This window comes from Methanosphaerula subterraneus, assembly GCF_052055875.1.
Taxonomy (GTDB): Archaea; Halobacteriota; Methanomicrobia; order Methanomicrobiales; family Methanospirillaceae; genus Methanosphaerula; species Methanosphaerula subterraneus.
On record NZ_CP170508.1, the window covers coordinates 1,617,224 to 1,640,148 of the forward strand.

The 22,925-nt window shown below is 59.6% G+C and carries 30 protein-coding genes and 1 tRNA gene; 14 read left to right on the top strand and 17 right to left on the bottom strand.

Features of this window, described 5'->3' with window-relative positions; translation table 11 throughout:
* Positions 1 to 2 precede the first annotated feature (2 nt).
* From ACFKSJ_RS07800 to ACFKSJ_RS07810, 3 genes are all read right to left on the bottom strand, one after another.
* Positions 3 to 152, bottom strand: a complete 150-nt coding sequence (locus tag ACFKSJ_RS07800; RefSeq protein WP_440949239.1) for a hypothetical protein — start codon at positions 150 to 152, stop codon at positions 3 to 5.
* Positions 153 to 396: 244 nt separating this feature from the next.
* Positions 397 to 552 (bottom strand): DUF1328 family protein, encoded by a 156-nt coding sequence (locus ACFKSJ_RS07805; RefSeq protein WP_440949240.1) that lies wholly within the window; start codon positions 550 to 552, stop codon positions 397 to 399.
* A 13-nt stretch (positions 553 to 565) separates the two neighbouring features.
* A complete protein-coding gene (locus ACFKSJ_RS07810; protein WP_440949241.1) occupies positions 566 to 808 on the bottom strand; it encodes a hypothetical protein in 243 nt (80 codons plus the stop codon).
* Positions 809 to 1,097: 289 nt separating this feature from the next.
* On the opposite strand from ACFKSJ_RS07810, the gene ACFKSJ_RS07815 reads away from it, so the two are divergent.
* The 7 genes from ACFKSJ_RS07815 to glmS are packed head-to-tail and all read left to right on the top strand — an operon-like array spanning position 1,098 to position 8,381.
* Positions 1,098 to 1,745 (top strand): protein-L-isoaspartate(D-aspartate) O-methyltransferase, encoded by a 648-nt coding sequence (locus ACFKSJ_RS07815; RefSeq protein WP_440949242.1) that lies wholly within the window; start codon positions 1,098 to 1,100, stop codon positions 1,743 to 1,745.
* Entirely contained in the window at positions 1,735 to 2,364 is a 630-nt protein-coding gene (locus ACFKSJ_RS07820; protein ID WP_440949243.1) for a cyclase family protein, read from the top strand. Before ACFKSJ_RS07815 ends, ACFKSJ_RS07820 begins: the two co-directional genes overlap by 11 nt.
* Positions 2,361 to 2,966, top strand: a complete 606-nt coding sequence (locus ACFKSJ_RS07825) for a hypothetical protein (protein WP_440949244.1) — start codon at positions 2,361 to 2,363, stop codon at positions 2,964 to 2,966. Before ACFKSJ_RS07820 ends, ACFKSJ_RS07825 begins: the two co-directional genes overlap by 4 nt.
* A 37-nt stretch (positions 2,967 to 3,003) precedes the next feature.
* The gene (locus ACFKSJ_RS07830) at positions 3,004 to 4,257 is read left to right on the top strand and encodes a phosphopentomutase/phosphoglucosamine mutase (RefSeq protein ID WP_440949245.1); all 1,254 of its coding nucleotides are present in this window, start codon (positions 3,004 to 3,006) and stop codon (positions 4,255 to 4,257) included.
* 15 nt (positions 4,258 to 4,272) lie between these two features.
* On the top strand, positions 4,273 to 5,475 hold the full coding sequence (gene glmU / locus ACFKSJ_RS07835) for a bifunctional sugar-1-phosphate nucleotidylyltransferase/acetyltransferase (RefSeq protein WP_440949246.1): 1,203 nt from the start codon (positions 4,273 to 4,275) through the stop codon (positions 5,473 to 5,475).
* Between the two features lie 10 nt (positions 5,476 to 5,485).
* Entirely contained in the window at positions 5,486 to 6,640 is a 1,155-nt protein-coding gene (glmU, locus tag ACFKSJ_RS07840) for a bifunctional sugar-1-phosphate nucleotidylyltransferase/acetyltransferase (RefSeq protein WP_440949247.1), read from the top strand.
* 1 nt (position 6,641) lies between these two features.
* Entirely contained in the window at positions 6,642 to 8,381 is a 1,740-nt protein-coding gene (gene glmS / locus ACFKSJ_RS07845; RefSeq protein ID WP_440949248.1) for a glutamine--fructose-6-phosphate transaminase (isomerizing), read from the top strand.
* Positions 8,382 to 8,398: 17 nt separating this feature from the next.
* On the opposite strand, the gene ACFKSJ_RS07850 is transcribed toward glmS, so the two are convergent.
* The gene (locus tag ACFKSJ_RS07850; protein ID WP_440949249.1) at positions 8,399 to 9,385 is read right to left on the bottom strand and encodes an ornithine cyclodeaminase family protein; all 987 of its coding nucleotides are present in this window, start codon (positions 9,383 to 9,385) and stop codon (positions 8,399 to 8,401) included.
* Positions 9,386 to 9,483: 98 nt separating this feature from the next.
* Between ACFKSJ_RS07850 and ACFKSJ_RS07855 the strand changes: the two genes are divergently transcribed.
* Complete coding sequence (locus ACFKSJ_RS07855) at positions 9,484 to 9,855, top strand: Mov34/MPN/PAD-1 family protein (RefSeq protein WP_440949250.1); 372 nt, start codon at positions 9,484 to 9,486, stop codon at positions 9,853 to 9,855.
* A complete protein-coding gene (locus ACFKSJ_RS07860) occupies positions 9,852 to 10,313 on the top strand; it encodes an adenylyltransferase/cytidyltransferase family protein (RefSeq protein WP_440951413.1) in 462 nt (153 codons plus the stop codon). Before ACFKSJ_RS07855 ends, ACFKSJ_RS07860 begins: the two co-directional genes overlap by 4 nt.
* Here ACFKSJ_RS07860 and ACFKSJ_RS07865 read toward each other — a convergent pair.
* The 6 genes from ACFKSJ_RS07865 to ACFKSJ_RS07890 form a co-directional block, all read right to left on the bottom strand.
* Positions 10,276 to 10,890 (bottom strand): flavodoxin family protein, encoded by a 615-nt coding sequence (locus ACFKSJ_RS07865; RefSeq protein WP_440949251.1) that lies wholly within the window; start codon positions 10,888 to 10,890, stop codon positions 10,276 to 10,278. The two genes, ACFKSJ_RS07860 and ACFKSJ_RS07865, sit on opposite strands and share 38 nt — an antisense overlap.
* Complete coding sequence (locus tag ACFKSJ_RS07870; protein ID WP_440949252.1) at positions 10,887 to 11,501, bottom strand: flavodoxin family protein; 615 nt, start codon at positions 11,499 to 11,501, stop codon at positions 10,887 to 10,889. The genes ACFKSJ_RS07865 and ACFKSJ_RS07870 overlap by 4 nt, the downstream gene beginning before the upstream one ends.
* A gap of 64 nt (positions 11,502 to 11,565) precedes the next feature.
* On the bottom strand, positions 11,566 to 12,240 hold the full coding sequence (locus tag ACFKSJ_RS07875) for a peroxiredoxin (RefSeq protein ID WP_440949253.1): 675 nt from the start codon (positions 12,238 to 12,240) through the stop codon (positions 11,566 to 11,568).
* Between the two features lie 11 nt (positions 12,241 to 12,251).
* Positions 12,252 to 12,596 (bottom strand): carboxymuconolactone decarboxylase family protein, encoded by a 345-nt coding sequence (locus ACFKSJ_RS07880; RefSeq protein ID WP_440949254.1) that lies wholly within the window; start codon positions 12,594 to 12,596, stop codon positions 12,252 to 12,254.
* Positions 12,597 to 12,600: 4 nt separating this feature from the next.
* Positions 12,601 to 12,726 (bottom strand): desulfoferrodoxin FeS4 iron-binding domain-containing protein, encoded by a 126-nt coding sequence (locus tag ACFKSJ_RS07885; RefSeq protein WP_440949255.1) that lies wholly within the window; start codon positions 12,724 to 12,726, stop codon positions 12,601 to 12,603.
* A 46-nt stretch (positions 12,727 to 12,772) separates the two neighbouring features.
* On the bottom strand, positions 12,773 to 13,024 hold the full coding sequence (locus ACFKSJ_RS07890; protein WP_440949256.1) for a hypothetical protein: 252 nt from the start codon (positions 13,022 to 13,024) through the stop codon (positions 12,773 to 12,775).
* 103 nt (positions 13,025 to 13,127) lie between these two features.
* On the opposite strand from ACFKSJ_RS07890, the gene ACFKSJ_RS07895 reads away from it, so the two are divergent.
* Complete coding sequence (locus tag ACFKSJ_RS07895; protein WP_440949257.1) at positions 13,128 to 13,727, top strand: flavodoxin family protein; 600 nt, start codon at positions 13,128 to 13,130, stop codon at positions 13,725 to 13,727.
* 3 nt (positions 13,728 to 13,730) lie between these two features.
* Here ACFKSJ_RS07895 and radC read toward each other — a convergent pair whose 3' ends face one another.
* Positions 13,731 to 14,429, bottom strand: a complete 699-nt coding sequence (gene radC / locus ACFKSJ_RS07900; RefSeq protein WP_440949258.1) for a RadC family protein — start codon at positions 14,427 to 14,429, stop codon at positions 13,731 to 13,733.
* Between the two features lie 760 nt (positions 14,430 to 15,189).
* Here radC and ACFKSJ_RS07905 point away from each other — a divergent pair.
* Positions 15,190 to 15,690, top strand: coding sequence for a rubrerythrin family protein (locus tag ACFKSJ_RS07905; protein ID WP_440949259.1), 501 nt, complete (start codon positions 15,190 to 15,192; stop codon positions 15,688 to 15,690).
* Positions 15,691 to 15,831: 141 nt separating this feature from the next.
* On the opposite strand, the gene nifB is transcribed toward ACFKSJ_RS07905, so the two are convergent.
* The 3 genes from nifB to ACFKSJ_RS07920 form a co-directional block, all read right to left on the bottom strand.
* A complete protein-coding gene (gene nifB, locus ACFKSJ_RS07910; protein WP_440949260.1) occupies positions 15,832 to 16,743 on the bottom strand; it encodes a nitrogenase cofactor biosynthesis protein NifB in 912 nt (303 codons plus the stop codon).
* A 61-nt stretch (positions 16,744 to 16,804) separates the two neighbouring features.
* Positions 16,805 to 17,122 carry a tetratricopeptide repeat protein gene (locus tag ACFKSJ_RS07915; RefSeq protein WP_440949261.1) on the bottom strand — a complete coding sequence of 106 codons (318 nt, stop codon included), beginning with the start codon at positions 17,120 to 17,122 and terminating at the stop codon, positions 16,805 to 16,807.
* Positions 17,123 to 17,130: 8 nt separating this feature from the next.
* On the bottom strand, positions 17,131 to 17,631 hold the full coding sequence (locus ACFKSJ_RS07920) for an Hsp20/alpha crystallin family protein (RefSeq protein ID WP_440949262.1): 501 nt from the start codon (positions 17,629 to 17,631) through the stop codon (positions 17,131 to 17,133).
* A 402-nt stretch (positions 17,632 to 18,033) separates the two neighbouring features.
* Between ACFKSJ_RS07920 and ACFKSJ_RS07925 the strand changes: the two genes are divergently transcribed.
* On the top strand, positions 18,034 to 19,203 hold the full coding sequence (locus tag ACFKSJ_RS07925; RefSeq protein WP_440949263.1) for a redox-regulated ATPase YchF: 1,170 nt from the start codon (positions 18,034 to 18,036) through the stop codon (positions 19,201 to 19,203).
* Between the two features lie 106 nt (positions 19,204 to 19,309).
* Positions 19,310 to 19,630: a hypothetical protein gene (locus tag ACFKSJ_RS07930; protein WP_440949264.1), complete on the top strand. Its 321-nt coding sequence runs from the start codon at positions 19,310 to 19,312 to the stop codon at positions 19,628 to 19,630.
* On the opposite strand, the gene ACFKSJ_RS07935 is transcribed toward ACFKSJ_RS07930, so the two are convergent.
* The 3 genes from ACFKSJ_RS07935 to ACFKSJ_RS07945 form a co-directional block, all read right to left on the bottom strand.
* Positions 19,631 to 20,779, bottom strand: a complete 1,149-nt coding sequence (locus ACFKSJ_RS07935) for a DUF373 family protein (RefSeq protein WP_440949265.1) — start codon at positions 20,777 to 20,779, stop codon at positions 19,631 to 19,633. It abuts the gene before it with no gap.
* 182 nt (positions 20,780 to 20,961) lie between these two features.
* Positions 20,962 to 21,822 (bottom strand): coiled-coil protein, encoded by an 861-nt coding sequence (locus ACFKSJ_RS07940; RefSeq protein ID WP_440949266.1) that lies wholly within the window; start codon positions 21,820 to 21,822, stop codon positions 20,962 to 20,964.
* A gap of 441 nt (positions 21,823 to 22,263) precedes the next feature.
* Positions 22,264 to 22,335: transfer RNA gene (locus tag ACFKSJ_RS07945), tRNA-Arg, on the bottom strand.
* Positions 22,336 to 22,487: 152 nt separating this feature from the next.
* Here ACFKSJ_RS07945 and ACFKSJ_RS07950 point away from each other — a divergent pair.
* On the top strand, positions 22,488 to 22,925 hold the full coding sequence (locus tag ACFKSJ_RS07950; RefSeq protein WP_440949267.1) for a dCTP deaminase: 438 nt from the start codon (positions 22,488 to 22,490) through the stop codon (positions 22,923 to 22,925).

Below are 22,925 nucleotides of genomic sequence, written 5' to 3' on the forward strand. Positions count from 1 at the left end.
GATCAGAAGGTCAGCGGTCGGTCCTGCTTTCCCAGGGACTGGCTGCTCTGTAGACTCTGCAGGTACGCCAGCCTGCTGATCTGTGACCTGCGCCAGACAAGCGGGTACTCTGCGGCCCGTTCCGCAAGCAGGGTGAATGTCGTCCGTTCCATACAAAAATGTCGCCTCTCCAGCAGATATGACCAGAGGGAGGCGGGGTGAAAGTATCAGAGAGGGGACGACCCCGGGCGCATCATCCTTCGACAGGATCTGCTCCATCCGGGTCTTTCCCGTTCACAACCAGGGGAGAGGAGGAATATCGATCGAAGTGGGAAAAACAGGTGAATCACGGGATGCAGGGTGGTTCCTGCATCACCGGATCCAATGTTTGGTCCCTATGGGTTTTTCAGGACTCCGCTACAGGAAGAACGTAACGATGGCAATGACAACGAAGATGATGACGAGCCATTTTGCGATATCCATCGTAAAGCCGGCTATTCCCCGTGCCCCCAGGATAAAAAATACCAGGGCCAGTATCAGGAAAAAGACGGCTAGACCGATCAGATCAGCCATTTTTTACACCCCACTACTTCTTCTTCAGCTCTGATGCAGCCTGGTGGGTCGCGATTTTAGCATCTGAAACGGCCTTGTGAAGACCGATCTTGATATCATCAGATGTTTTTGGTGCCTGCACACCTGCATCTTTTCCTGCGTTATGGACAGCGACCTTTGCATCATCAACTGCGGCATGGGCAGCCTCATTGACGTCATCTAAGGCTTTTTTGGCTTTTACTTTTAAATTATCAGTCATGTTCTTTTCAACTCCCATCCTGGATCCGATCGTTTTGATAATTTTATTTGTATATAATTTATTACATACAAATATCAGGACACACTCCACTATAGCGGGAATACATATATACTTTATCTGAACTTCCGCTCGGATGTCCCATCCCCGACAACCATCCCCGGTCTTCGTGGTTTTCCGTCATCACCAGGAAGAAGATGGAACTCATAGGGGATCCGGGCACACCAGTGCATCATTCTCAAGCAGGACGACCGCAATCAATTTATCCGGACTCCGCTCTTTAGAGATCAGAGCCGCAGGGATGAGAGGAATGGAGGAGACAGCAGAGGAACATCAGGCACGCCAGGAGATGGTCCGCACTCAGATCGCAGCACGCGGGGTCACTGACCCCCGGGTGCTGGCCGTAGTGAGGGCGCTCCCCCGCCACCTCTTCGTCCCGGAGGGGTGGCGGCACCAGGCCTATCTGGACACACCCCTTCCGATCGGCGAGGGGCAGACGATCTCGCAGCCGTACATCGTCGCCCTGATGACCGCCCTGCTTGAACTGAAACCCACGGACCGGGTGCTTGAGATCGGCACCGGGAGCGGGTACCAGGCCGCCATCCTCGGGATGCTGGCGGGAGAGGTGACCTCGATCGAACGGATCGCCGCCGTCGCGGCCCAGGCAGAGGCGCACCTGCGGGAGGTCGGGGTCACCAATGTTACGGTGCTGGTGCAGGACGGCACCGGTGGATATCCCCCCAGAGCTCCGTACGATGCGATCCTCGTCACCGCCGGCACGCCTTCGATCCCACCCCCGCTCTTAGAACAACTGGCCGATCACGGCCGGCTCGTCGCCCCGGTCGGCGGACAGGACCTGCAGGAACTGGTGCTGATCCGACGGGACGGCGACCGGTACGAGGAGTATCCGGAGGGGGCGGTCAGGTTCGTGCCGCTGATCGGTGAGCATGGCTGGTGAACAGACGGTCATCGACCTGACCCGGCCGCTCTCGCCCGAGACGATGGTCTACCCCGGCGACCCGGCGGTCAGGTTCAGCAGCATCGACGAGGACGGGGCGACGGTCACCGCCCTCTCGCTCTGCTCGCACAGCGGCACGCATATCGACGCCCCGCGCCATTATTATAAAGACGGCGCCGGCGTCGACCAGATCCCGCTCACCCACCTGGTCGGGGAGTGCAGGGTGATCGACCTGCAGGGGGCAGGGGACCTGATCAGCGCAAAAGATCTGGGCGAAAAACTCCTGGGGTCCAGCAGGGTGCTGATCAAAACCCGGTTCTCACAGGAGACCGCCTTCGACCGGCACTATCCCGCGCTCAGCAGCGACGCCGCTACCCTCCTCTGCAGGGAGAAGGTGGTCTGCGTCGGGATCGATACCCCCTCGGTGGAGCCGTTCACCGGCGACGGGTCGGTGCACCGGCAGCTCCTCAAGGAGGGGATCGCGATCATCGAACTGCTGGACCTCTCCGGAGTCGCCGAAGGGAAGTACTGGCTTGCAGCCCTCCCGCTCTCCCTCACAGGACTCGACGGAGCACCGGCGAGGGTCGTCCTCCTCACCCATCACGGAGAAGAACCATGAATCTTATCGCAGCATCAGCAGCAATCCTCGCAGAGAAGCTCGACCGGAGCGGATGCGAGAACGGTATCGTCGTCATCGACGTGAACCCCGACGCAGAGCACTGCCCGTACGAACGCGGGGCCTGCATGGAGGGGACCTTTGGAGGGAGGATCGCGCAGTTCGTCACCGACTCGCCGATCCGGGCCGCCCCGAAGGTCTCAGATATGGTCGGCGCCCCCCTCAGAAGTGAGAAGGAGCGGGCGGCGGCCTGCTCGGTGATCAATGTGGTGGCCGGCTTCCTCTGCCTCTCGCGACGGCTGAAAGGCTGTGAAAAGAGCAACCATACCCTCTGCCTGGCGGCCCTGACCCAGGAACTGTCCGGAAAGTCAGTCTACTGCATCGGCGACCTCAGACAGGTGCCGGCGGCGCTTGCAGGCAGGGTCGTCGACACCCCCGACGCCGCGGACCTGCTGCTGGTCTCGGGCGACGGGATTATCGGGGAGCAGGGAATGGCGTTGATCGACCTGTACCGGGAGAAGAAGGAGATCCTGCTGCTGGCCCCGTCCACGGCCGGGGTCGCGGCGATGCAGAAGTTTCCGCACTGGTGCCCCTATGGCCGTTGAACAAACCTGATATTCCCAGACCGATAACTATTCTATCATGCTTTTCGGGTCTTCAGGAATACGGCGCAGGTTCGACCAGACGCTGGTCGACCTCGCCCCACGGGTTGGGGCTGCCATGGCGCAGGACCGGCAGACCGTACTGGTCGGGATGGACACCCGCACCACCAGCAGGCTCCTTGCAGACGGTGTGATCGCAGGGCTCATCTCGGCCGGCGCTGCGGTGGACGTCTGCGGAGTCGCACCGACCCCGACGATCGCGTATGGTGCCCGCACACGGGATGCAGGGTGTATGATCACGGCCTCGCACAACCCTGAAGCCTACAATGGACTCAAACTCTTCAACCCGGACGGCTCCTCGTACACGCTGGCCCAGCAGCAGGGGATCGAGGAACTGCTGGAAGGAGAGGACCAGTGGGCGGCATGGAACGAGCAGGGTCCACTGCGGCAGGTGGACGCGATCGCCGTCCATACCAGGGCGATCCTCGACCAGATCACCCCAACAAAAGAGATCACCGCCATCGTGGACTGCGGCAACGGGGCAGGGTGCACCGTCACCCCGGACCTGCTGAAGCAGGCTGGAGTGAAGACGATCTGCCTGAACTGCAACCCGCGGGGCCGGTTCGCACGCCCCTCAGAACCGCTCAGAGAGTCGTTTCCGTACCTCCCGGACCTGATCAGAAAGCGCGGGGCGACCTGTGCCGTGATGCACGACGGGGACGCAGACCGGATGATGGCCTTCGATGATAAAGGGCGGTATATCGGCGGCGACCACATGCTGATGCTGCTGACCAGGTACCTGGGCGCCGCCCACGTGGTCACCACCTCCGACGCCTCGATGGCGATCGAGGAGATCGCCGAGGTGCGGAGGACCCCGGTCGGGGACAGCTTCGTCTCCGAGGAGTTGCTTCGATGGGGCGAGTTCGGCGGAGAACCCTCCGGCGCCTGGGTCTTCCCTGACATCTCGCTCTGCCCTGACGGCCCGTATGCGGCGGCCCTCCTCTGTGAGATCGCCAGTGAGTGGACGATCTCAGAGGTGATCGACGAGATGCCGGACTACCCGATCCTGCGCGAGTCTGTGCAGGTCGAGGACGCGCGGGGGATCCTGACCCGGCTCGGCGCAGAGAACCCGACCGACGGCCTCAGGATCGAGGAGGAGGACGGGTGGTGCCTGGTCCGGGCCAGCGGCACCGAACCGAAGGTTCGGCTGACGGCCGAGGGGACGAACCTGGCCGGGGCCAAGGCGATGCTCGTCAGAGGGCATGACCTGCTGAAGAAGGAAAGAGCAGCATAGGAGGACCTGATTATTATGGAATGTGTGATACTCGCAGCAGGTGAAGGGAAACGGATGCGTCCGCTGACAGCTCAGCGGCCAAAGGTGATGCTCCCTGTTGCAAACAGACCGATCCTTGAACACCTGATGGTCGCGGCCTCTGAAGCCGGGATCAAAAAGTTCGTCTTTGTGGTCGGTTATGGTGAGCGGGAGATCAGGAACTACTTTAAAAACGGAAAGGCCTGGAACGTCTCGATCCGGTACGTGACCCAGCGGCAGCAGCTCGGAACCTCGGATGCCCTGAAGGCCACCGAAGGGCTGACCTCCGGCAAGTTCCTGCTGATGAACGGGGATATGATCGTCAGCGCATCAGACCTCGCCACCCTCTGTGCGATGGAGGCGCCGGTGATGGGGATCCACAAGACCGATCATCCCCAGGACTTCGGGGTCGTGACCTGTGAGAACGGGCTGATCACCGGGCTGGAGGAGAAGTCGCAGCATCCGAAGAGCGACCTGATCAATGCAGGGGTCTACCTCTTCGACCAGACGATCTACCCGCTGATCAGTGCCGTCGGCCTCTCCTGCAGGGGGGAGTACGAACTGACCGATGCCCTCGACCTGATGATCACCGAGGGGCAGCTCGCCGCGTACCCGCTGAAGGTCTGGCTGGATATGGGCTACCCCTGGGACCTGCTCGACGCCAACACCCGGCTCTTATCGGTTCTCTCCCCGGTGCAGGAGGGCGTGGTCGAGGACGGGGTCACGATCCACGGCGCCGTCAGCATCGGGGCCGGCACCGTCATCAAGGCTGGCACCTATATCGAAGGGCCGTGCGTGATCGGGAAGGACTGCAAGATCGGCCCGCATGCATACATCCGTCCCGGGACCGCCGTCGGCGATCGGTGCCATATCGGCCACTCCAGTGAACTGAAGAACTCGATCATCATGCCCGAGACCAAGATCCCGCACTTCAACTACCTCGGCGACAGTATCGTCGGCAGCGGGTGCAACTTCGGGGCCGGGACCAAACTGGCCAATGTCCGGCACGACCACGGAGTCATCAAGGTCTGCGGCAAGAGCACCGGCCGGAAGAAGTTCGGTGCGATCGTCGGGGACAATGTACAGTTCGGGATCAACTGCTCGGTGAACGTCGGAACCGTCATCGGCAGCGACTCAAATATCGCCCCCCATTCATTTGTCGAAGGGTGGATTGAAGAGAAGACCAACATCCAGTCATAGGTGAAACGTAATGCAGGCAGTAATTCTGGCAGCAGGGGAAGGGACCCGGCTGCGGCCGCTGACACGGTCGCGCCCAAAGGCCCTGACCCCCGTCGCAAACACCCCGATCATCGAGTACGTGATCAAAGCGCTCCAGAAGAGCGGAATTCGAGATATCATCGTCGTGGTCGGATACCGCAAGGAGCATGTGATCAGGTACCTGAACATGCTCGACGTCCAGGTCAGGGTGGTGGTGCAGGAGAAGCAGCTCGGCACAGCCCATGCACTGCGGTACGCGGAGCCCTTCCTGGAGGACAGGTTCCTCCTCCTCTCTGGTGACAACTATATCGATCCACGGTCGATCCAGCAGATGATCAAAGAGAAGAACGCGGTGCTGGTCACCGACCACCCCTCCCCCTCGAACTTCGGGGTGGTCGTGGTCAGGGACGGATATGTCAGCGAGATCCGGGAGAAGCCGGCCGACGCCCATGGGTTCATCGTCTCGACCGGGGTCTACTCGCTGGACCGGTCGTTCTTCAAGCACATCGTCGGAAACGAGATCCCTGATGCGCTGCAGGCGATGCTGAACGCCGGGGAAGAGATCAAGGCGATCCAGGCGGTCGACTGGCAGGACGCGATCTATCCCTGGGATCTCCTCCAGATGAATGCACGGCTGCTGAAGAATATCGACGGGACCAGGGCCGGTACAATCAGCAGGAGTTCCAAGCTCTACGGGCTGATCCATATCGGCAAGGGAACCATAATTGGTCCGAACACCTACATCCAGGGGCCGGTCTCGATCGGGAATGACTGCCATATCGGACCGAACTGCTGTATCATGCCCAACACATCGATAGGCTCGAGGGTCACGATCGACCCGCTCACCTACCTCGGCAACTCGCTGATCATGGACGATGTCGTGATCGGCTCGCATTCACGGATCCTGGACGCCGTGATCGGAGAGGCCTGTACCCTCCGCGACCACACCACCACCTGGTCACATGAGTCCATCTTTGAACTGGAGAAACAGTTCATGAAGGCCACCTTCGGCGCAGTCCTCGGCGACCGGGTCAGCTCGGCCCCGTTCACGATCTTAAAGAACTGCATCATCGGGAACAACGTCTCGATCGAGGAGGGGAACACCACCGTATCTGGGGTGGTCGCAGACAACTCGGTGGTGATATGACGTGTGCGGAATTGTAGGATATATCGGGTTCCGGAGGGCGGCGCCGGTGGTCGTCGACGGGCTCAAGAAACTGGAGTACCGCGGGTACGACTCGTTCGGGGTCGCGGTCAGCAATCCGAAGCTGCATGTCTTCAAGAAGGAAGGGCGGATCTCGAAGAACGAGAAGGCCGCCAGCCGGCTCCCGGGGCATACCGCGATCGGACACACCCGCTGGGCCACGCACGGCGTCCCGAACGACATCAATGCCCACCCGCACCTGGACTGCACCAAAAAGATTGCGGTCGTCCATAACGGAATCATCGAGAACTATGCCGAACTGAAGCGGCAGCTGATCGACAGGGGGCATACGTTCATCTCGGACACCGACACCGAGGTGGTGGCCCACCTGATCGAGGAGGCCTACAAGGGCGACCTCCAAACGGCTGTCCAGGAAGCAATCCGGTACCTGAAGGGCTCGTACGCCCTGCTGGTGACCGTGGAAGGGGAGGAGAAGATCGTCGCGGCCCGGGACAGCAGCCCGCTGGTCCTCGGGGTCGGGGACGGGGAGTACTTTGCAGCCTCGGATGTGACCCCTCTGCTCGAGTTCACCGAACGGGTGATCTACCTTGAGGACGGGGACATCGCCACCCTGACCCCTGAGAAGAGCGAGATCCTCCACAACGGGGTGCCGGTCGAACGGCCGATCGAACTGATCGACTGGTCGATCGAGAACGTCAAGAAGGGCGGGTTCGACCATTACATGCTCAAGGAGATCTACGAGCAGCCGCAGGTCTTCTACAACACGATGATGGGGATCACCCAGGAGCAGATCCCCCCCGAACTGAAGCGGCCGGCCGAGGTGACGGTGGTGGCCTGCGGCTCCTCCTTCCACACTGGCCTGATCTTCAAATACCTGCTCGAATCGATCTGCAGGATTCCGGTCAGGGCAGAACTCGGGTCTGAATTCAAGTACTTCACCCCGCCGATCAAGGGGCTGGTGATGGTGATCACGCAGTCCGGGGAGACCGCCGACACGCTGGCAGCGCTGAAGAAGGCGAAGGCCTACAACTGTCCGACCCTGGCCATCACCAACGTCCTCGGCTCGACCGTGACCAGGATGGCAGACCATACCTTCTTCATGCGGGCAGGGCCGGAGATCAGCGTCGCCGCCACCAAGTCGTTCATCGCGCAGCTGGCGGTGCTGATGCAGATCGTGAACCTCCTCCATGACGGAGACCTGACCGGGGTGCTGACCCATGCCAACAGCGTGATCGAGGAGGTGCTGCTGACCGATACCACAAAAGCCGTGGAGATCTGCAGCCCAGCAGAGCATATCTTCTACGTCGGCAGGGGGCTCTTCTACCCGATCGCCCTCGAAGGGGCGCTGAAGATGAAGGAGATCTCGTACATCCATGCTGAGGGATACGCGGCCGGCGAACTGAAGCACGGTCCGTTCGCGCTCCTCTCCCCACAGACCCCGGTGGTCGCCCTCTGCTCGCCCGGTAATACCTACCCGGTGATGGTCTCGAACATCAAGGAGATGAAGGCCCGCGGAGCACCGATCATCGCGATCGGTGTGGACGGGGACTCTGAGCTCTCCGAGATCGTCGACGTCTTCATCCCGATCCCGGAGTCGCACGAGCTCGTACAGGTGCTGGCCACCTCGGTGGTGCTGCAGATGCTCGCCTACAAGACCGCGATCGCCCTGGACCGGGACATCGACAAGCCCAGAAACCTGGCCAAGAGTGTGACCGTCGAATAACCCTCTCTTTTTTCCGATCAGAACCTGACCCTGACGCCGAGCCCCATCGCCCGTGCGTTCCGGAGAACAATGGTGGCGACGACCGAGTCCAGGGCAGCGAGCCCGATCGACTTGAAGCAGGTGACCTGGTCTGCCGAGGTCCTGCCCGGCAGGTCCCCGCTGATCAGTTCCCCGATCTCGGCATGGATATGACTGGCTGGGATCTGTCCGGCCAGGATCGGCTGGATGATATCGCCGGCCTCGGCGAGGGCATGGGAACGTGAATCCACGACCAGCAGCGAACGGGCGATCGTCAGGTGCGGGATCTCTGCCATCGACGGTCGAAACGAACCGATCCCGTTGATATGGGTCCCGGGCCTGACATCCCGGTCGGCGAAGACCGGCGTCGCTGACGAGGTGACGGTGCAGATGATATCAGCCCGGGAGGTGGCCGAAGGAACGTCGGAGGTGACCCTGACATCCTCGGGAACCCCGGGAAAGCCGGCCACCTCACCGGCGAAGGTGGTCACCTCCCGGTGCGGACTGTGGACCAGCACCCGCTCGATCCGCCTGACGGCACAGACCCCGCGGAGCACCTGCGCCGCATACAGGCCGGCCCCGAAGATCGAGACGGTCCGGGCGTTCTCCCGTGCGAGCAGGGCGGTGGCCACCCCTGCGCCGGCCCCGGTCCGGATCGCACTGATCATCGTCCCCTCGATCAGGGCATCGATCCTCCCGGTCCCGGCATCGAGCACCTGGACCGCAGTGTGCACGATCGGGATTCCGTGGACGGCGTTGTCCGGAAACACGGCGGTCGTCTTCACCGCGAGCGCCTCCCCTTCAGGGTTCTTCACCAGCACCGGGACCGTCGACACCTCGGCCGAGATCTGGGGGACCGCCACCCGGACCGGCCCCGGCATCCGGACCCTGCCATGTGAAAGGGCGGCATATGCCCGCTTCATCCCCGCGATCGCATCCTTCATCGGAAGGGCTGCCAGCACATCCTCTGCAGTCAGTATCAGCATCATGACCTCGTATCATCGGGGAGGCAGGGACGGGATGGAACCGCACCTGAACATAATCTCCGGGTTTTATCTGCCAGTACCCCCTACGCTGGAGAGCTATGAGAGTCACCGGGATCAGCAGGGATCTCCTCGATCTCCTCCTTGAGATGGGAAAGGACCGCCATCCCTATGAATTTGTCGGACTGCTGAGCGAGCGGGACGGAGTGATCGACCAGGTCTCACTGGTCCCGGGCACCATCAGCGGGGAGACCTCCGCCAGTGTCTTCATGGAGATGATGCCGCTCGACACGCACAAGTGCGGGTCCGCCCACAGCCACCCCAACGGGGTGCTGTACCCCTCCGACGCAGACCTCTCGTTCTTCCCCCGGGCAGGACGCTATAATCTTATCATCGGGTACCCGTACTCTGAAGTGGACTGGTGCTGCTTCACCGCCGACGGCGAGCGCTACCAGCTCGAGGTGATCCCATAAGACGCATCGTTGCAACCGGGACCTTCGATCTCCTCCACCCCGGCCACCTCTACTACCTGCAGGAGTCGAAGAAGCTCGGGGACGAGCTGTACGTGATCGTGGCCAGGGACCGGAATGTCAAGCACAAACCCCGGCCGATCATCCCTGAAGACCAGCGGCTGCAGATGGTTGCGGCATTGAAACCGGTCGACCATGCCCTGCTCGGGGACACCACCGACATGTTCCGGCCGATCGAGGCGATCAGGCCGGACGTGATCACGCTCGGATTCAACCAGAACTTCGATCCGGCAGTGCTGACCGAAGCGCTGAGGGCCCGGTCGCTCTCTGCGGAGGTGGTCAGGATCGGCGGCTACGGGGACAGGGTGCTCTGCAGCTCCAGAAGGATTGTGCAGCGGGTCATCGAGACCCGGGGGCCGTCGTTCAGGGCCGCACAGAACACTGACTCTGAAGGTCTCTGACGACGGACGCGCCGAGAACTGACGCCTCCCCGAGTGCCGTCGGGTGACCCTCGATCCCTCCGAACTGGTCCATCCCGTTCACGGTCAGACGATCAAATTCTGCAAACCCGAGGCCATGAAAGAATGCGGTCATCACCGGAAGGGCCGCATCGAAGACCGTCTCCTTGGAGAGCCCCGCGGTCGAGAGGAAGACTCCCCGTCGGCAGGACGGATCGGCCAGCTGCTCAGGCCGGGTCTTTAAGATCCAGCGCTGCGCCCAGAGGTACTGCCCCCGATCGATCAGCCCCTTCAGCTCCGCCGTGATCCCCATGCTGTAGATCGGCGAGGCGATCACACAGCAGTCGATGCCGGCCATCCGCTCGATCAGCGGGATGGCGTCGTCATGAAGCACGCAGACCCCAGTCTTGTGGCAGGCATTGCACCCTTTACAGGGACGATACTGGAGATCGGTCAGCACCACCTTCTCGACCTCCCCGCCGGCCGACAGGGCGCCCTCGAGGAATCGGTCGAGGAGCAGCTCGGTGTTGCCATGCCGGTGCGGAGACCCGAGCACGCCGAGCACCTGGACCACGGTCATGACGAGAGACGCTCCGTGATGAGGGCGATCATCTCGTCGGCGATCGCCCTGGCCTCTGCCTGTGCGGTCGGATGGGTCTTGACCGCCCCGGCCTCGTCGACCCCGTTGATCAGCAGGTACCGGGTCTCTCGCTCCCGAATGGCGCTGACATGCAGGAAGCACTTCACCGAGGCGATGGATCCCTCAAAGACATGCGGCCAGGTCTGCCCGGCGGTGGCGATCATCAGCCCCGCCCGCTTCCCGATCCGTTCGGCTGGGACTACCGGGAGGTGCAGCACGTACTTCCGCGACCGGAAGACCTGGGCCCGGTCGATCAGGGCCTTGGCCTGTGCGCAGGCGCCCATGCAGAAGACCGGCAGGGCCAGCACCACCACATCGGCTTCGGGGATCTTGTCGTAGAGGGCGGTCATACCATCATCCTGCACGCACCGGTTCAACCTCTCACAGGCATTGCACCCTCTGCACGGGCGCACATCCGCCTCGTTCAACACCACCTTCTCCACCACGACCCCGTCCCGCTCCTCCATCGCTGCGATCACCCAGTCGAGGAGGGTCTCAGAGTTGCCGTGCCGGCGTGGGCTCGCGGCAAAGGCGAGCACCTTGATCTCCATACTCTCTGCTATTGGCAGATCTATTTTAAAAAAGGTTGTTCATCCGGAACTGTCCGCAGAGCGGTCAGACCGACTTAAAGCAGAGGTACCAGTCCTTACACTCGTACCCCATGCCGGGACGAGCCTTCATCTCGGCGACCGTCTTTGGCGGGGCGACGACGACCTTCTCGCCGGGCTGCCAGTTGGCAGGGGTGGATACACCATGGGCATCGGTGGTCTGCAGGGCCTTCACCAGCCGGATGATCTCAGGCATATATCTGCCATTCTGCAGAGGGTAGTAGATCATCGCACGCATGATTCCCTTGTCATCGATGAAGAAGACCGTCCTGACCGTGGCGGTGTTGGACTGACCCGTATGGATCATCCCGTACCGGGATGCGATCCGCATATCGAGATCTGCAATAACCGGGAACGGTATCTCGACACCCATCTTCTCCTCGATCGCATGGATCCAGGCCAGGTGTGCTGAGACACTGTCGATGGAGAGGCCGATCAGCTGCACGTTCAGTGCCTTCAGCTCATCAGCGATGGCCGCAAACGCCATGAACTCTGTTGTACATACCGGCGTGAAGTCGGCCGGGTGTGAGAAGAGAACGACCCATTTCCCTTTCAGGTCAGAAAGTGTCAGCTCCCCCTGCGTGGTCTGGGCGGTGAAGCCGGGCGCCGGCTCACCGATGATCGGCATCGCCGCGTACTCCTCTTCGTCGCATCCGCATCCGCATACATCTTCAAGTTCCATTCCAGGTCCCCCTACTTCTTGCAGATCTCTTCTGCTGCTGCCCTGCCATAGACATAGGCGGGCATCCCTGCGAGCAGGAACGTGACACGGAGCGCCTCTTCGATCTGATCGAGGGTGACCCCGAGGTGTGCTGCGCCCGCCAGCTGGGCCCGGACGGCATGCTGGTCACGCATCGCCGCCGCAACAGCGATGGCGATCAGTTTCTTCTGCTGGCGTGAGATCGCACCGTCTGCCCAGACCATCTGGTCCAGCCCCATCACGCTTGCATACAGGTCCGGGTTGGAGTCCTTGAGGTCCTTGAAGATCTTTGGCACCTTGCCGATCTTCTCTTCCAGTTCACTCAGTTTCTGATCCATGGTATTACTCCTTGAGTGTCATCGGTTCGCCGCAGCAGATCAGTTCTCCACCGCCGACTTCCTTGACTTCCACAACATTTCCGCAGATATTACAGACGTAAATCTGCCCTTCTTTTGATACGTTCACCATAATGATCTCCTCTATCCGGCACTGCTGGATCGCTGATTATATTCAGTTACTGGGCGCTGTCCCCTCTCTTCGGGGGGTGCTGCACATCTTCGACGGTCTTGATGTCAGGCCGGATATGCGTCATCGGGAAGCACTGGTACTCTTCGCACGCGCACTTCGGACACTTCCGGAGGTCCTGTTCCACATCCGACAACACGGACTCGTAGCCGCAGTCGATACAGACATATTTTCCTGGAGTAACCTTGTTTCCTGCTTTAACGTGATCTCCTTCTGTCAGATTTATCACCGAATGGTTCATAGACCCCTGAACTATATATGAATTGCGTTATCGACCATTTTCCCATCATTGCGCCGGATTCAGACAACAGATCTTATATTATGCCGCGGTAATACAGACCGCTATGGAGAGGAGAGTCATCGGGATACTCGGCAGCCCGCTTGAAAATGGAAACACCGCATTGCTTCTGGATAAAGCCCTCCAGGGGGCTGCAGAAGCCGGATGCAGTGTCGAGAAGATCGTGATTACGCAGATGCAGATCTCAGGATGCATGGAGATGATGCACTGCAAAACCCATCCAACCTGCAAAATCGAGGACGATATGATCCCGCTGTACGGAAAGATCAGGGACTGTGACGGGATGATCATCGCCACCCCGGTCATGACGATGGGGATACCCGGGGAACTGAAGTGTTTCATCGACCGGTTCCAGGTCTTCTTTATGGCCAAGTATGTCCGGCGGGAGCCGCTGGTCAGTGCAGAGCGGGAGAAGCGGCGGCAGGGACTCTTCATTGCGATATCAGGGATGAACAGGAAGGACGTCTTCTCAGGAGTGCTGCTGACCGTGGCCGCATTCTTCGATATCATCGGGATGAAGTTCGCCGATCAGCTGCTGATCAATAATATGGACCAGAAACAGGACCTGCACCACTACCCGGATCTTGTCGACGAGGCGTATGCGAAAGGGCAGGCACTCGGGAGACTGCTGATCAGCACCCCGTGATCCTCAGATCAGTCCCTGTTCCTTCATTGAGAGGTACCCCTTTCTGGTGATGATCAAGTGGTCGAGCACGGTGATGCCGAGGATCCTGCCGGCCTCGACCAGCTGCCCGGTCACAATCCGGTCCTGCTCGCTCGGGAGCAGGGACCCCGATGGGTGGTTGTGGACAAAGATCACCGAGGCTGCGCGATCGGTGATCGCATCGGCGAAGGCCTCGCGCGGATGGATCTGGCTCTGGTTCAGCAGCCCGACGGTGATCGTCCGGATCTTGACCATCTCGCCGGCCCCGTTCATCGTGATACCGATAAAGTGCTCCTGCTTCTCTTCACGAAGATGGGAGAGAAGGGGCAGGACGTCCTCAGGCCTCTGGATCCTGGTCGGCGATCTATCGAAAAATCGCCGGCCCAGCTCAATACTGGCCAGCAGCTGGCAGGCCTTGACATGCCCGACCCCGGGGATACCGGCCAGGGCCCTGTACTCGAGCACAGGGGAATTCTGGGTCAACTGCTCCTCCACCGCGGTTGCGACCGAGAGCACCGAGTGGCCCCGCACCCCCCTGCCTATGATCGCGGCGATCAGCTCCTGCTCGGTCAGCACCGAAGCTCCGCGCTTCTGGATCTTCTCCCGCGGCCGTTCGATCACAGGGATCCCGCTGATCTGCAGAGGTTGAGATTCAGCGACCACCCGGTACCCCACAGGCTTCACTGATCTCCTTATTGACAGGAACCCCCTAAAAAAGATTCTGAACCGATCTTCGTGATGCCCAGTATCATATCGTCATCCCTGTCGACATCCACGCTGCTCAATCCTTCGGCTTCCCTGTTTATCGTTAAAACCTGGAGTCGTCCATCTCATGCTTGACGAGAGACGAGGAGACAGACGAGGAGCACGTAAGAGCAGTTCCAGAAAAATCAGGCTGAAAAATATATGACCAGGGGGTAGACAAATCCCCCCCGGGAATCACAGCGAGTGCGTGCTGTGAGGCATGAGGCAAAATGTTCTGGTTCGAGTGTTGACCATGATGAGTGAGTGGGTAGCCAGATGGTGTGTGGGTGTGAATTCAGGATACCAGTATCACATTCCCATAGCAGAGACTGGATTTCGTCTGCTGGTCATAGGGAGTACATGTCCGAGTTGGCCCATCCAAATCATCTCATTTGGACGACAATACTGCCCGGAGCTCCGGATACCGGAATAGACATGTGCAGCGACGCCGGGTGCGTCCGGGTCAGGTGCGGGTCCATCGATATTCACGTTGTATGTGTTCATAACTGCTTTCCTGTTCACCTTTGTGAACACATTGTATAGGATGGGGCAGGTGATATACCCTGATTTTGCGTCAGATTTTGCCGCATAATTCCCCATCATCCTGCCGGGGCGTCACAGAGCCCTGCCCAGCGACCCGGACGCCCATTTTGAACGTGAAGAACCTTTAAGTAGCAGATTTCCTGATAATCTATTGATTATGGCAACAGAAGACGATGCATTAGAAGCCTTTGCAGGTGAATCCCAGGCGAACAGAAAGTATCTCGCCTTCTCTGAGAAGGCAGCTGAAGAGGGGTACGCCAACGTCGGAAAACTCTTCCTTGCGGCCTCACAGGCCGAGGCGATCCATGCGAAGCGGTTGCTGCGGGTGCTCGGCGCCGTCAAGTCGACGGCTGCGAACCTGGAAGGATCGATCGCCGGGGAGACCCATGAGTTCACCGAGATGTACCCCGGGTTCGTCAGAGACGCCGAGGCAGAAGGGCGGATGGACGCCGTGATGGCCTTCAAACACGCGATGCTGGCTGAGGAGGTCCATGCAGGGCTCTACAAGCAGGCCGCCGAAGCGGTGAAGAACGGGAAGGATCTGGAGGTGGAGACGGTCTATCTCTGCCCGATCTGTGGGAACATCGTCATCAACACGATACCTGATAATTGTCCGATCTGCAATGCACGGGCCTCCCTGTTCAAAGCGGTTCAGTGAACGATCATCAGGTCAGTGAACCACCGGGGGAACCAAAAAGGCGATCCCCGAAACACCATTTTTGAATGCGCTGAACCGGCGAGCAGAGCCCCTGCTGAGAAGAGAGGAGTGGCAGGGGACCTGGGTCTATTAAAAAAAGATTCAGTCCTTCTTCGCTTCATCGTCCCCATAGACGCAGGACTGCACGTCATGGCCGAGTTTTCCGATGGCATCAGACCTGCACCGCTGGCAGTGGCGCATCTGCTTGATGTAGGGCGCACAGGTGTCCTGCATCGCCCGCTTCTCAGCAGGAGTCGGCGGGATGATATCGGCGAACTTGTACTGGGCGATCAGAGGGATCAGGTTGAAGGTGTAGGCTCCCATCGCACTGGTCTTCTTGGCGATCGCAAGGATCTGATCGTCATTGACCCCGGGGATAAAGACAGTGTTCACCTTGACGATCATATGCTTCTTCACGGCCAGCTCGATCCCTTTCAACTGGTTCTCAAGGAGGATCTTCGCCCCCTCGACCCCCTCGTACCGGCTGCCATGGTAGTTGATAAACGAGTAGATCTTCGCTCCGACCTCTGGGTCCAGAGCGTTCAGGGTGACCGTGACATTCCCGACCCCGTATTTCTCGAGCAGGTCGATCTTCTCGGGGAGGAGCAGACCGTTGGTGCTGATGCACCGGATCGTGGACGGGAAGAACTCGTGGACCAGCCGCAGGGTCTCGAAGGTCTCCTCATTGGCCAGCGGCTCGCCGGGACCGGCGATCCCGATCACCTTGATGTAGTTGTACTTGGCCATCACCTTCTTGATCATCGCAACCGCTTCGTCCGGGGTCAGGATGCGGCTCGTGACACCGGGACGGGACTCGTTCACGCAGTCGAAGTCGCGGACACAGTAGTTGCACTGAATATTGCACCGCGGGGCGACCGGCAGATGCATCCTCCCAAAGGAGTGGCACGCCTTCTCGCTGAAACAGGGATGTTCCTGGATCTTTCTCATCTGTTCAGGGTCCCACTGGACCTCCCTGCCCTGAACAGTTGCCACGTTATAGCCATCTTCTGCCATATTTCAGGCAGTATCTCTGCGTCAGCCCATATAAAAGCATTGGATGGGATAAAAAGGGGATTCAGGCCCTTGGCGCCTGCATCCCCTCCTCATAGAGCCTGACCGCCTCCTCCTGCCGGCCCAGTGACGCGAGGGTGCTAGAGATGGCCAGGAGCAGCCCACGATGGCGGCCTGCCAGTGACTCGGCCTTCTGGTATGTCTCGAGTGCCTCCTGGTAACGTTCGAGTGCATAGAGCATGTTCCCCTTAGCCTCCAGAAATTCCGGGTTCTCCGGCTCGAGCGCCGACGCGGCCTCAAAAGAGGCCAGCGCATCTGCATGAAGATACCGCTTCTTCTGCTGGATCCCCAGGTTATAGTGATCACGTGCAGTCTCGGTCATACAGACCCTCACTCGATCGGGATCATTGTCCCGCGTTCGACAGGGATCTTGCGGAGATGCACCTCGAGGACGCCGTTCTTGAAGCTGGACGTGGCACCCTCTGCACTGACCTCTGAGGGAAGGACCAGCAGCCGGTCCATCGAGCCGAACATCCGTTCCTGCTGGATGATATGTCCCCCCTCACCGGTCTCCTCATGGTCGACCTTCCGCTCGCAGGAGATCTCAAGCGTCCTCGGATTGACCAGCCGTAGGGATACATCCCCTTTCTCCACACCTGGGAGGTCTGCGACGACGATCACCTCGTCCCCTATCTCCCGGACATCGATACGGAGGTCCCCCCGCAGCACCGGCATCAACTTTCCTGCAGACGACCCCGCCGCAGGAAGAAGCCCTCCCGGAAAGAACCTGGAGGTGTCCATCATCGACTGAAATCTGCTCTCCATCGCTGCCATCATCTCGTCGAGCTCGCGCCCGAAGAGACTGAACGGATTATCTCTTCCAAAAGCCATTATCGATCTCTCCTTTTCACTGACTGCTACCGTTCATCAGGACGATCCGATGAACTAACCCAAAGTAAGCAATTTAAGTATAAGTAGTTATTTATTAAGGCCAGATCAGAGGAATCGTGGTGATCGACGTCGACGGCCCCCTGACCCGGAATGTACTGAAGAGGAGATCTCTGGAGATAGTGACGAATTTGACGGCCTCGACCACCGGTGAGGCTGGCCGGCCCCAGAAGATCGGACCCGGGGGTCTACTCCTGCCGGGTGCATTCCCGGTGACACAAAACCCTCCCCTCATTTTGGTGAAGAGAGCATCAAGAGGGTAGATATTTACGAGACAGCGAACAACCCTCCTCTGCATTGGTCCCCCCACCCGGGGGATGGCACTGCAGGGGAGCTGTACCTCGTATGATAACGATCGCATTAGCCGGAAAACCAAACTGTGGCAAATCCACATTCTTTAAAGCTGCCACTCTTGCAGATGCAGAGATTGCCAACTATCCATTCACCACCATCGATGCCAATCACGGCGTCGCCTTTGTACGGGTCCCGTGCCAGTGCAAGGAGATGAAGGTCTCGTGCGGGGTCTGTCAGGATGGATTCAGATTCATCCCGGTGAACCTGATCGATGTCGCCGGGCTGGTCCCCGAGGCGCACACCGGCCGCGGGCTTGGAAACCAGTTCCTGGACAACCTGCGCCAGGCCGACGCGATCATCCATGTCGTCGACGCGAGCGGAGCCACCGACGCAGAGGGAAACCCGGTCGATCTGGGGTCCCACGACCCGGTTGGGGACATCACGTTCCTGACCCATGAGATGACGATGTGGCTCTACGGGATCGTCGAGAAGCACTGGTCCCGGCTGCTCCGGACGGCGCAGTCCAAGCCCGTTGTCCTGACAGCCGGCCTCGCCGACGTGGTCGCTGGGCTCGGGATCACCATCGAGGACGTCCAGTACGTGGAGAAGGAGACCGGAGCCGACCTGGTCCATGCGGACACCGAGCAGTTGATCGCCTTCTGCGAACAGCTGCTCCTCCAGACCAAGCCGATGCTGATCATCGGGAACAAGGCAGACCTGGCCGATGAGACCCTGCGTGCACGCCTGACAGAGGAGAAGATCCCGCTGGTCAGCGGTGCCGCAGAACTGGCCCTTCGGAATGCGGACAAGGCGCACCTGATCCACTACCTCCCCGGGGACACCGTCTTTACCGTTCCTGAAGGAGCCGTGCTGAACGCACCGCAGAAGAAGGCACTGCAGCAGATGGCGACGGTGATGAAGACCCTGAACGGAACGGGAGTGCAGCAGACGATCAACCGGGTCGTCTTCGACCTGCTCGACCAGATCGTGGTCTACCCGGTCGAGGACGAGAACCACCTGACCGACGGCCGCGGACGGGTGCTCCCTGATGCGTTCCTGCTGAAGAAAGGGTCGACCCCCCGCGACCTGGCCTACCGGGTCCACACCGACATCGGCAAGGGGTTCCTGTATGCGATCGATGCCAAGACCAAAATGCGGATCAAGGACAGTCAGCAGTTAAAAGACGGCGATATCATCAGGATCGTCTCGGCGACCAAGTGATCCCGCCGGGACCGACGGCATCTCGTCTGAGATGCGACCCTTTTTTTAAATGATCACATTTCGAAATCTTTAACCTGCCGGGGAGTGAAGGACTGATCGATCAACGATGAGCGGCGAGATCTACCAGGCACAGGTGGTGAAGAACTTTTTTGAGACGATCACCGGATCGGATCGGAACATCACCAGGATCTACATGTGTGTGATCTCGGTCGCAAAACTGCGGAACGAGCCCCCGGAGAAGCTGACCATGCTGCTCGACCAGTTGAAGAAGAGCCGGCAGCAGCGGGAACTCTCGATCGATCTCCTCGACTACATGTGCGACGTCGCCGACGCCCTCGACCAGCCATTTGTCCAGGCCGCCTTTGGGGTCCGTGACCTAACAATAAACGCGCACGAGTTCAGCTCGATCAGCCTGGACTCGCTCTGATCACTCGGCAGGGGAGACCGGGACGTCCCCGTTCACTGCCGGGGGTACCGCCAGCCGCTTCAGCCGGGCCTGCACCGACAGCCCCACCACCAGGGAGACCAGGGAGCCGGCTATCGTCACCAGCAGGTACCTGAGGGCGGCCTCGGGGGTCAGCACAAAGTCCGGGGCCCCGCTGGCCGCGAGCATATAGGTGCTGATCCCATAGATGGCCAGCCCGAGCATAACCACCACAAACGGGAGGATCACCACCCTCCAGAGGTTCTCCCGCTCGGCCAGGTAGACATCCAGGATCTTTCCTGCCGTCGAAACGAGCCCGGCACCGGCGAACCAGGGGATCGCACCGTACAGAAACGCAAGGAGCAGGTACAGCACCCCCACCAGTTCGGGCGTCAGGTAGTAGACGATCATCGTGGTCAGCCCTGAGAGTGCCCCGAACAGGATCAGCAGGAGTGAGACCAGATTGGTGATCACCGTATACCGCCCCCGGCTCAGCGACTCGTACAGAGAATGGTAGGTATAGCCGAAGATCTCGTCGACACCGAACCCCTTGAGGAGCAGGTAGACCCCGATCACACCGACCACGATCACCACGGCCACCTCCGGGTAGCCGAGCAGGTATGCAGTCGCATAGAGGAGCATCGCAAGGCCTATGGGGACCAGCAGCGGCCGTGAGATCTTCGGGTCGTCGAGCAACTTCTTGAGGATATAGTAGGTCCCCTCGAGGTTGGGCATCTGGCTGACCACGACCCGCCGGACGCTCGACACCGGAAGCCGGGACTGGATGATCGGGATCACATAGTCGTCCTCTGCTCCGTCGGTGACCATGATACAGTCGGTGACCCCGGTGGCCCGGATCACCTGGTCGAGCGAACGTGCAATCAGCCGATCCCCTTCGATCATGTGAAAGTGATCACCGCTGATCACCGCGACGGCCACCTGCTGCCCCTCCCGCTTCAGGTCGTCGTAGATCTTGATCGCCTGAAAGATCGCATTCACATCGGAGTCTTCAGGGTCGACCAGCGCCAGGGCCGTCGCCGTCTCCAGGCAGGCCTCGCGGCCGACGACGGGGCTCGCTACCCCTGCCTTATAGCCGATGTCATCGTCCCTGTCCACAGAGAGGATGAGGGTCCACCCATCTGACATTGACATAGTGATTGTACCAGATCTATTAAATAATAGTGTTAAACGCACCATTCCGGACCGATCCCGGACACCAATACGTCAAAGACAGGCCTATTCAATTACAGTATAAAGACCATTCAAGAAAACCCGATACGAACCAGATGACAGATCTCTATCTCCCCGTGGCACCGTTCCAGACAAAAAAAGGGTTATACCAGTTTTGAACGCTGGAGGAGGAGGAGGTCGTCGGTGGTCAGCTTCTCGCCGCCACGGAACGAGGTGAAGATCCGCTCAGCCTCTTTCCTGACCGCCTTCTGTTCCTTGGTCACCTTGGTCTTGCGGGTCTTCTTGCGCAGACCGCCGATCACCTTATCGTAGTCACGCAGCTCCTTCTGGCAGGCCAGGAAGAACTTGTGCTCTGCATCTGCAGACTCCTGGGCCTCGACAAAGCTCTTGTGGGCTTCGTCTGCGGACTCACGCGACTTGTCGGCATTCCGGTAGTTCTCGACCATCTGGTCGTGGTACTTCTGGGCGAGCTCGGCGAGTTCGGTCACCCTCGCGTGGATATCTGAGGCGCCTTTGCGAAACTCACGGGCATCGTTCAGCTTGGTCCGCATATCCTTGTTCTGCTCGAGTTCAGACTCCTGGTCCCGGACCTCGGACTTCATCTGCTTGATCTTGTCGATCAGTTCCCGCTCCTTGTCGGTGCTGATCACTTCGGTCTGCTGCCTGAACTCAAGGTGCTCGATCTGTTTCTGCAGTTCCTTGATCCCGCGGTTCTTCAGGTTGCCGTGCTCCTTCTTGAAGTCCTCGATCTCCTCGAAGAGCACGTTTGCCTGCTCGTTCAGCGCGTTTCGCTCTTCCTTTAAGGACTGGACTGAACGGTTCGACTCGTCACGAAGGTCCTTGTTCTTCTGGGCTTCGTCGACAAACTCGCGGGTCTTGGTGTTCAGAGCATTTCGCTCGCGTGCGAACTTGCTGGCAAGTGCATTGAGCTCGTTTCTTCTCTCTTTGTGTTGTTCAGACTCTGCAAGAATCTTCTTTCTCTTCTCTATCAGTTCATTCAGCATGCTTTACCCATCCTCGCCCATCAATTGATGCGGGATACCTTCCAGAGAGCGGTGGTAGAAGGGACAGTATCTGGAATTGTGAGGAAACCCTGAGGAGAAACGAGACTACAAAAGAGGACTGGTCGGACTCATATGCGAATCCCTTGTTCTTCTGATGGTGCATCATGTTCAACTCCCGATACCAGTGCCGCAGATTGTATATTATGCGGCCATCCTTACCATACCCGCCCATGTCAGGAGGTATACCAAGACGTTCTATTATTCAAAGGACATCGAGGTAATTAATTTTTTCGTAAAAAACTCCCACAACCCGGGTGATAGCCAGCAGATCCACACTGGAAATACCGACACTTCTGCGGGAATACGCGATGATACAGGAGTTCATCGGGGAATATCTCGAACAGGAGCAGGCCGGCCGGAATTTGCGCGGCATGTGCATCACGGACCCACCGGGATTCGAACCCGGGTCCTTGGGTTCGAAGCCCAAGAGGATATCCACTACCCTATGGATCCACCTGCATCATACCACGTCAGAGACCGGCGGATCCACGATCCAGGCCTTCTCAATCGGTCCCCCGCGGCATATCAGGACAGGACAGAATTGTTGTGGTAACCACTATATTATCGAAGGATATTAAGTCTATTCCTGCCATTTGAATAAGTATATGATTCTTTCAGCGCATCAGATAGAAGAACACCGGAACTGCACGGACCCGGAGCGGCAGCTGATCATCACCCCGTTCTCCGAAGCATCACTGCAGCCGGCCTCCTATGATCTGCGGGCAGGGGAGGAGATCGTCCTCTCACGCGGGGTCTGCACGCTGGTCCCGAGCATGGAACGGGTCGAACTCCCACCCGTGCTGGCAGCGGTGATGCGGTGCAGATCCTCGTTCGCCCGGCGGGGGGTGCTGCTCGGCGGGGGGTTCGTCGATCCCGGGTTCCGGGGACAGTTGACCCTTGCGCTGACGCTGCTCGGGGAGGATGAGGTCGTCCTGAAGGCAGGGGACCGGGTCGTCCAGATCATCTTTCACCAGGTGAGCGGGGGCGGTCGGACCTATGAAGGACGGTACCAGGACAGCCAGGGGGCTGTACAGGCGAAGTGA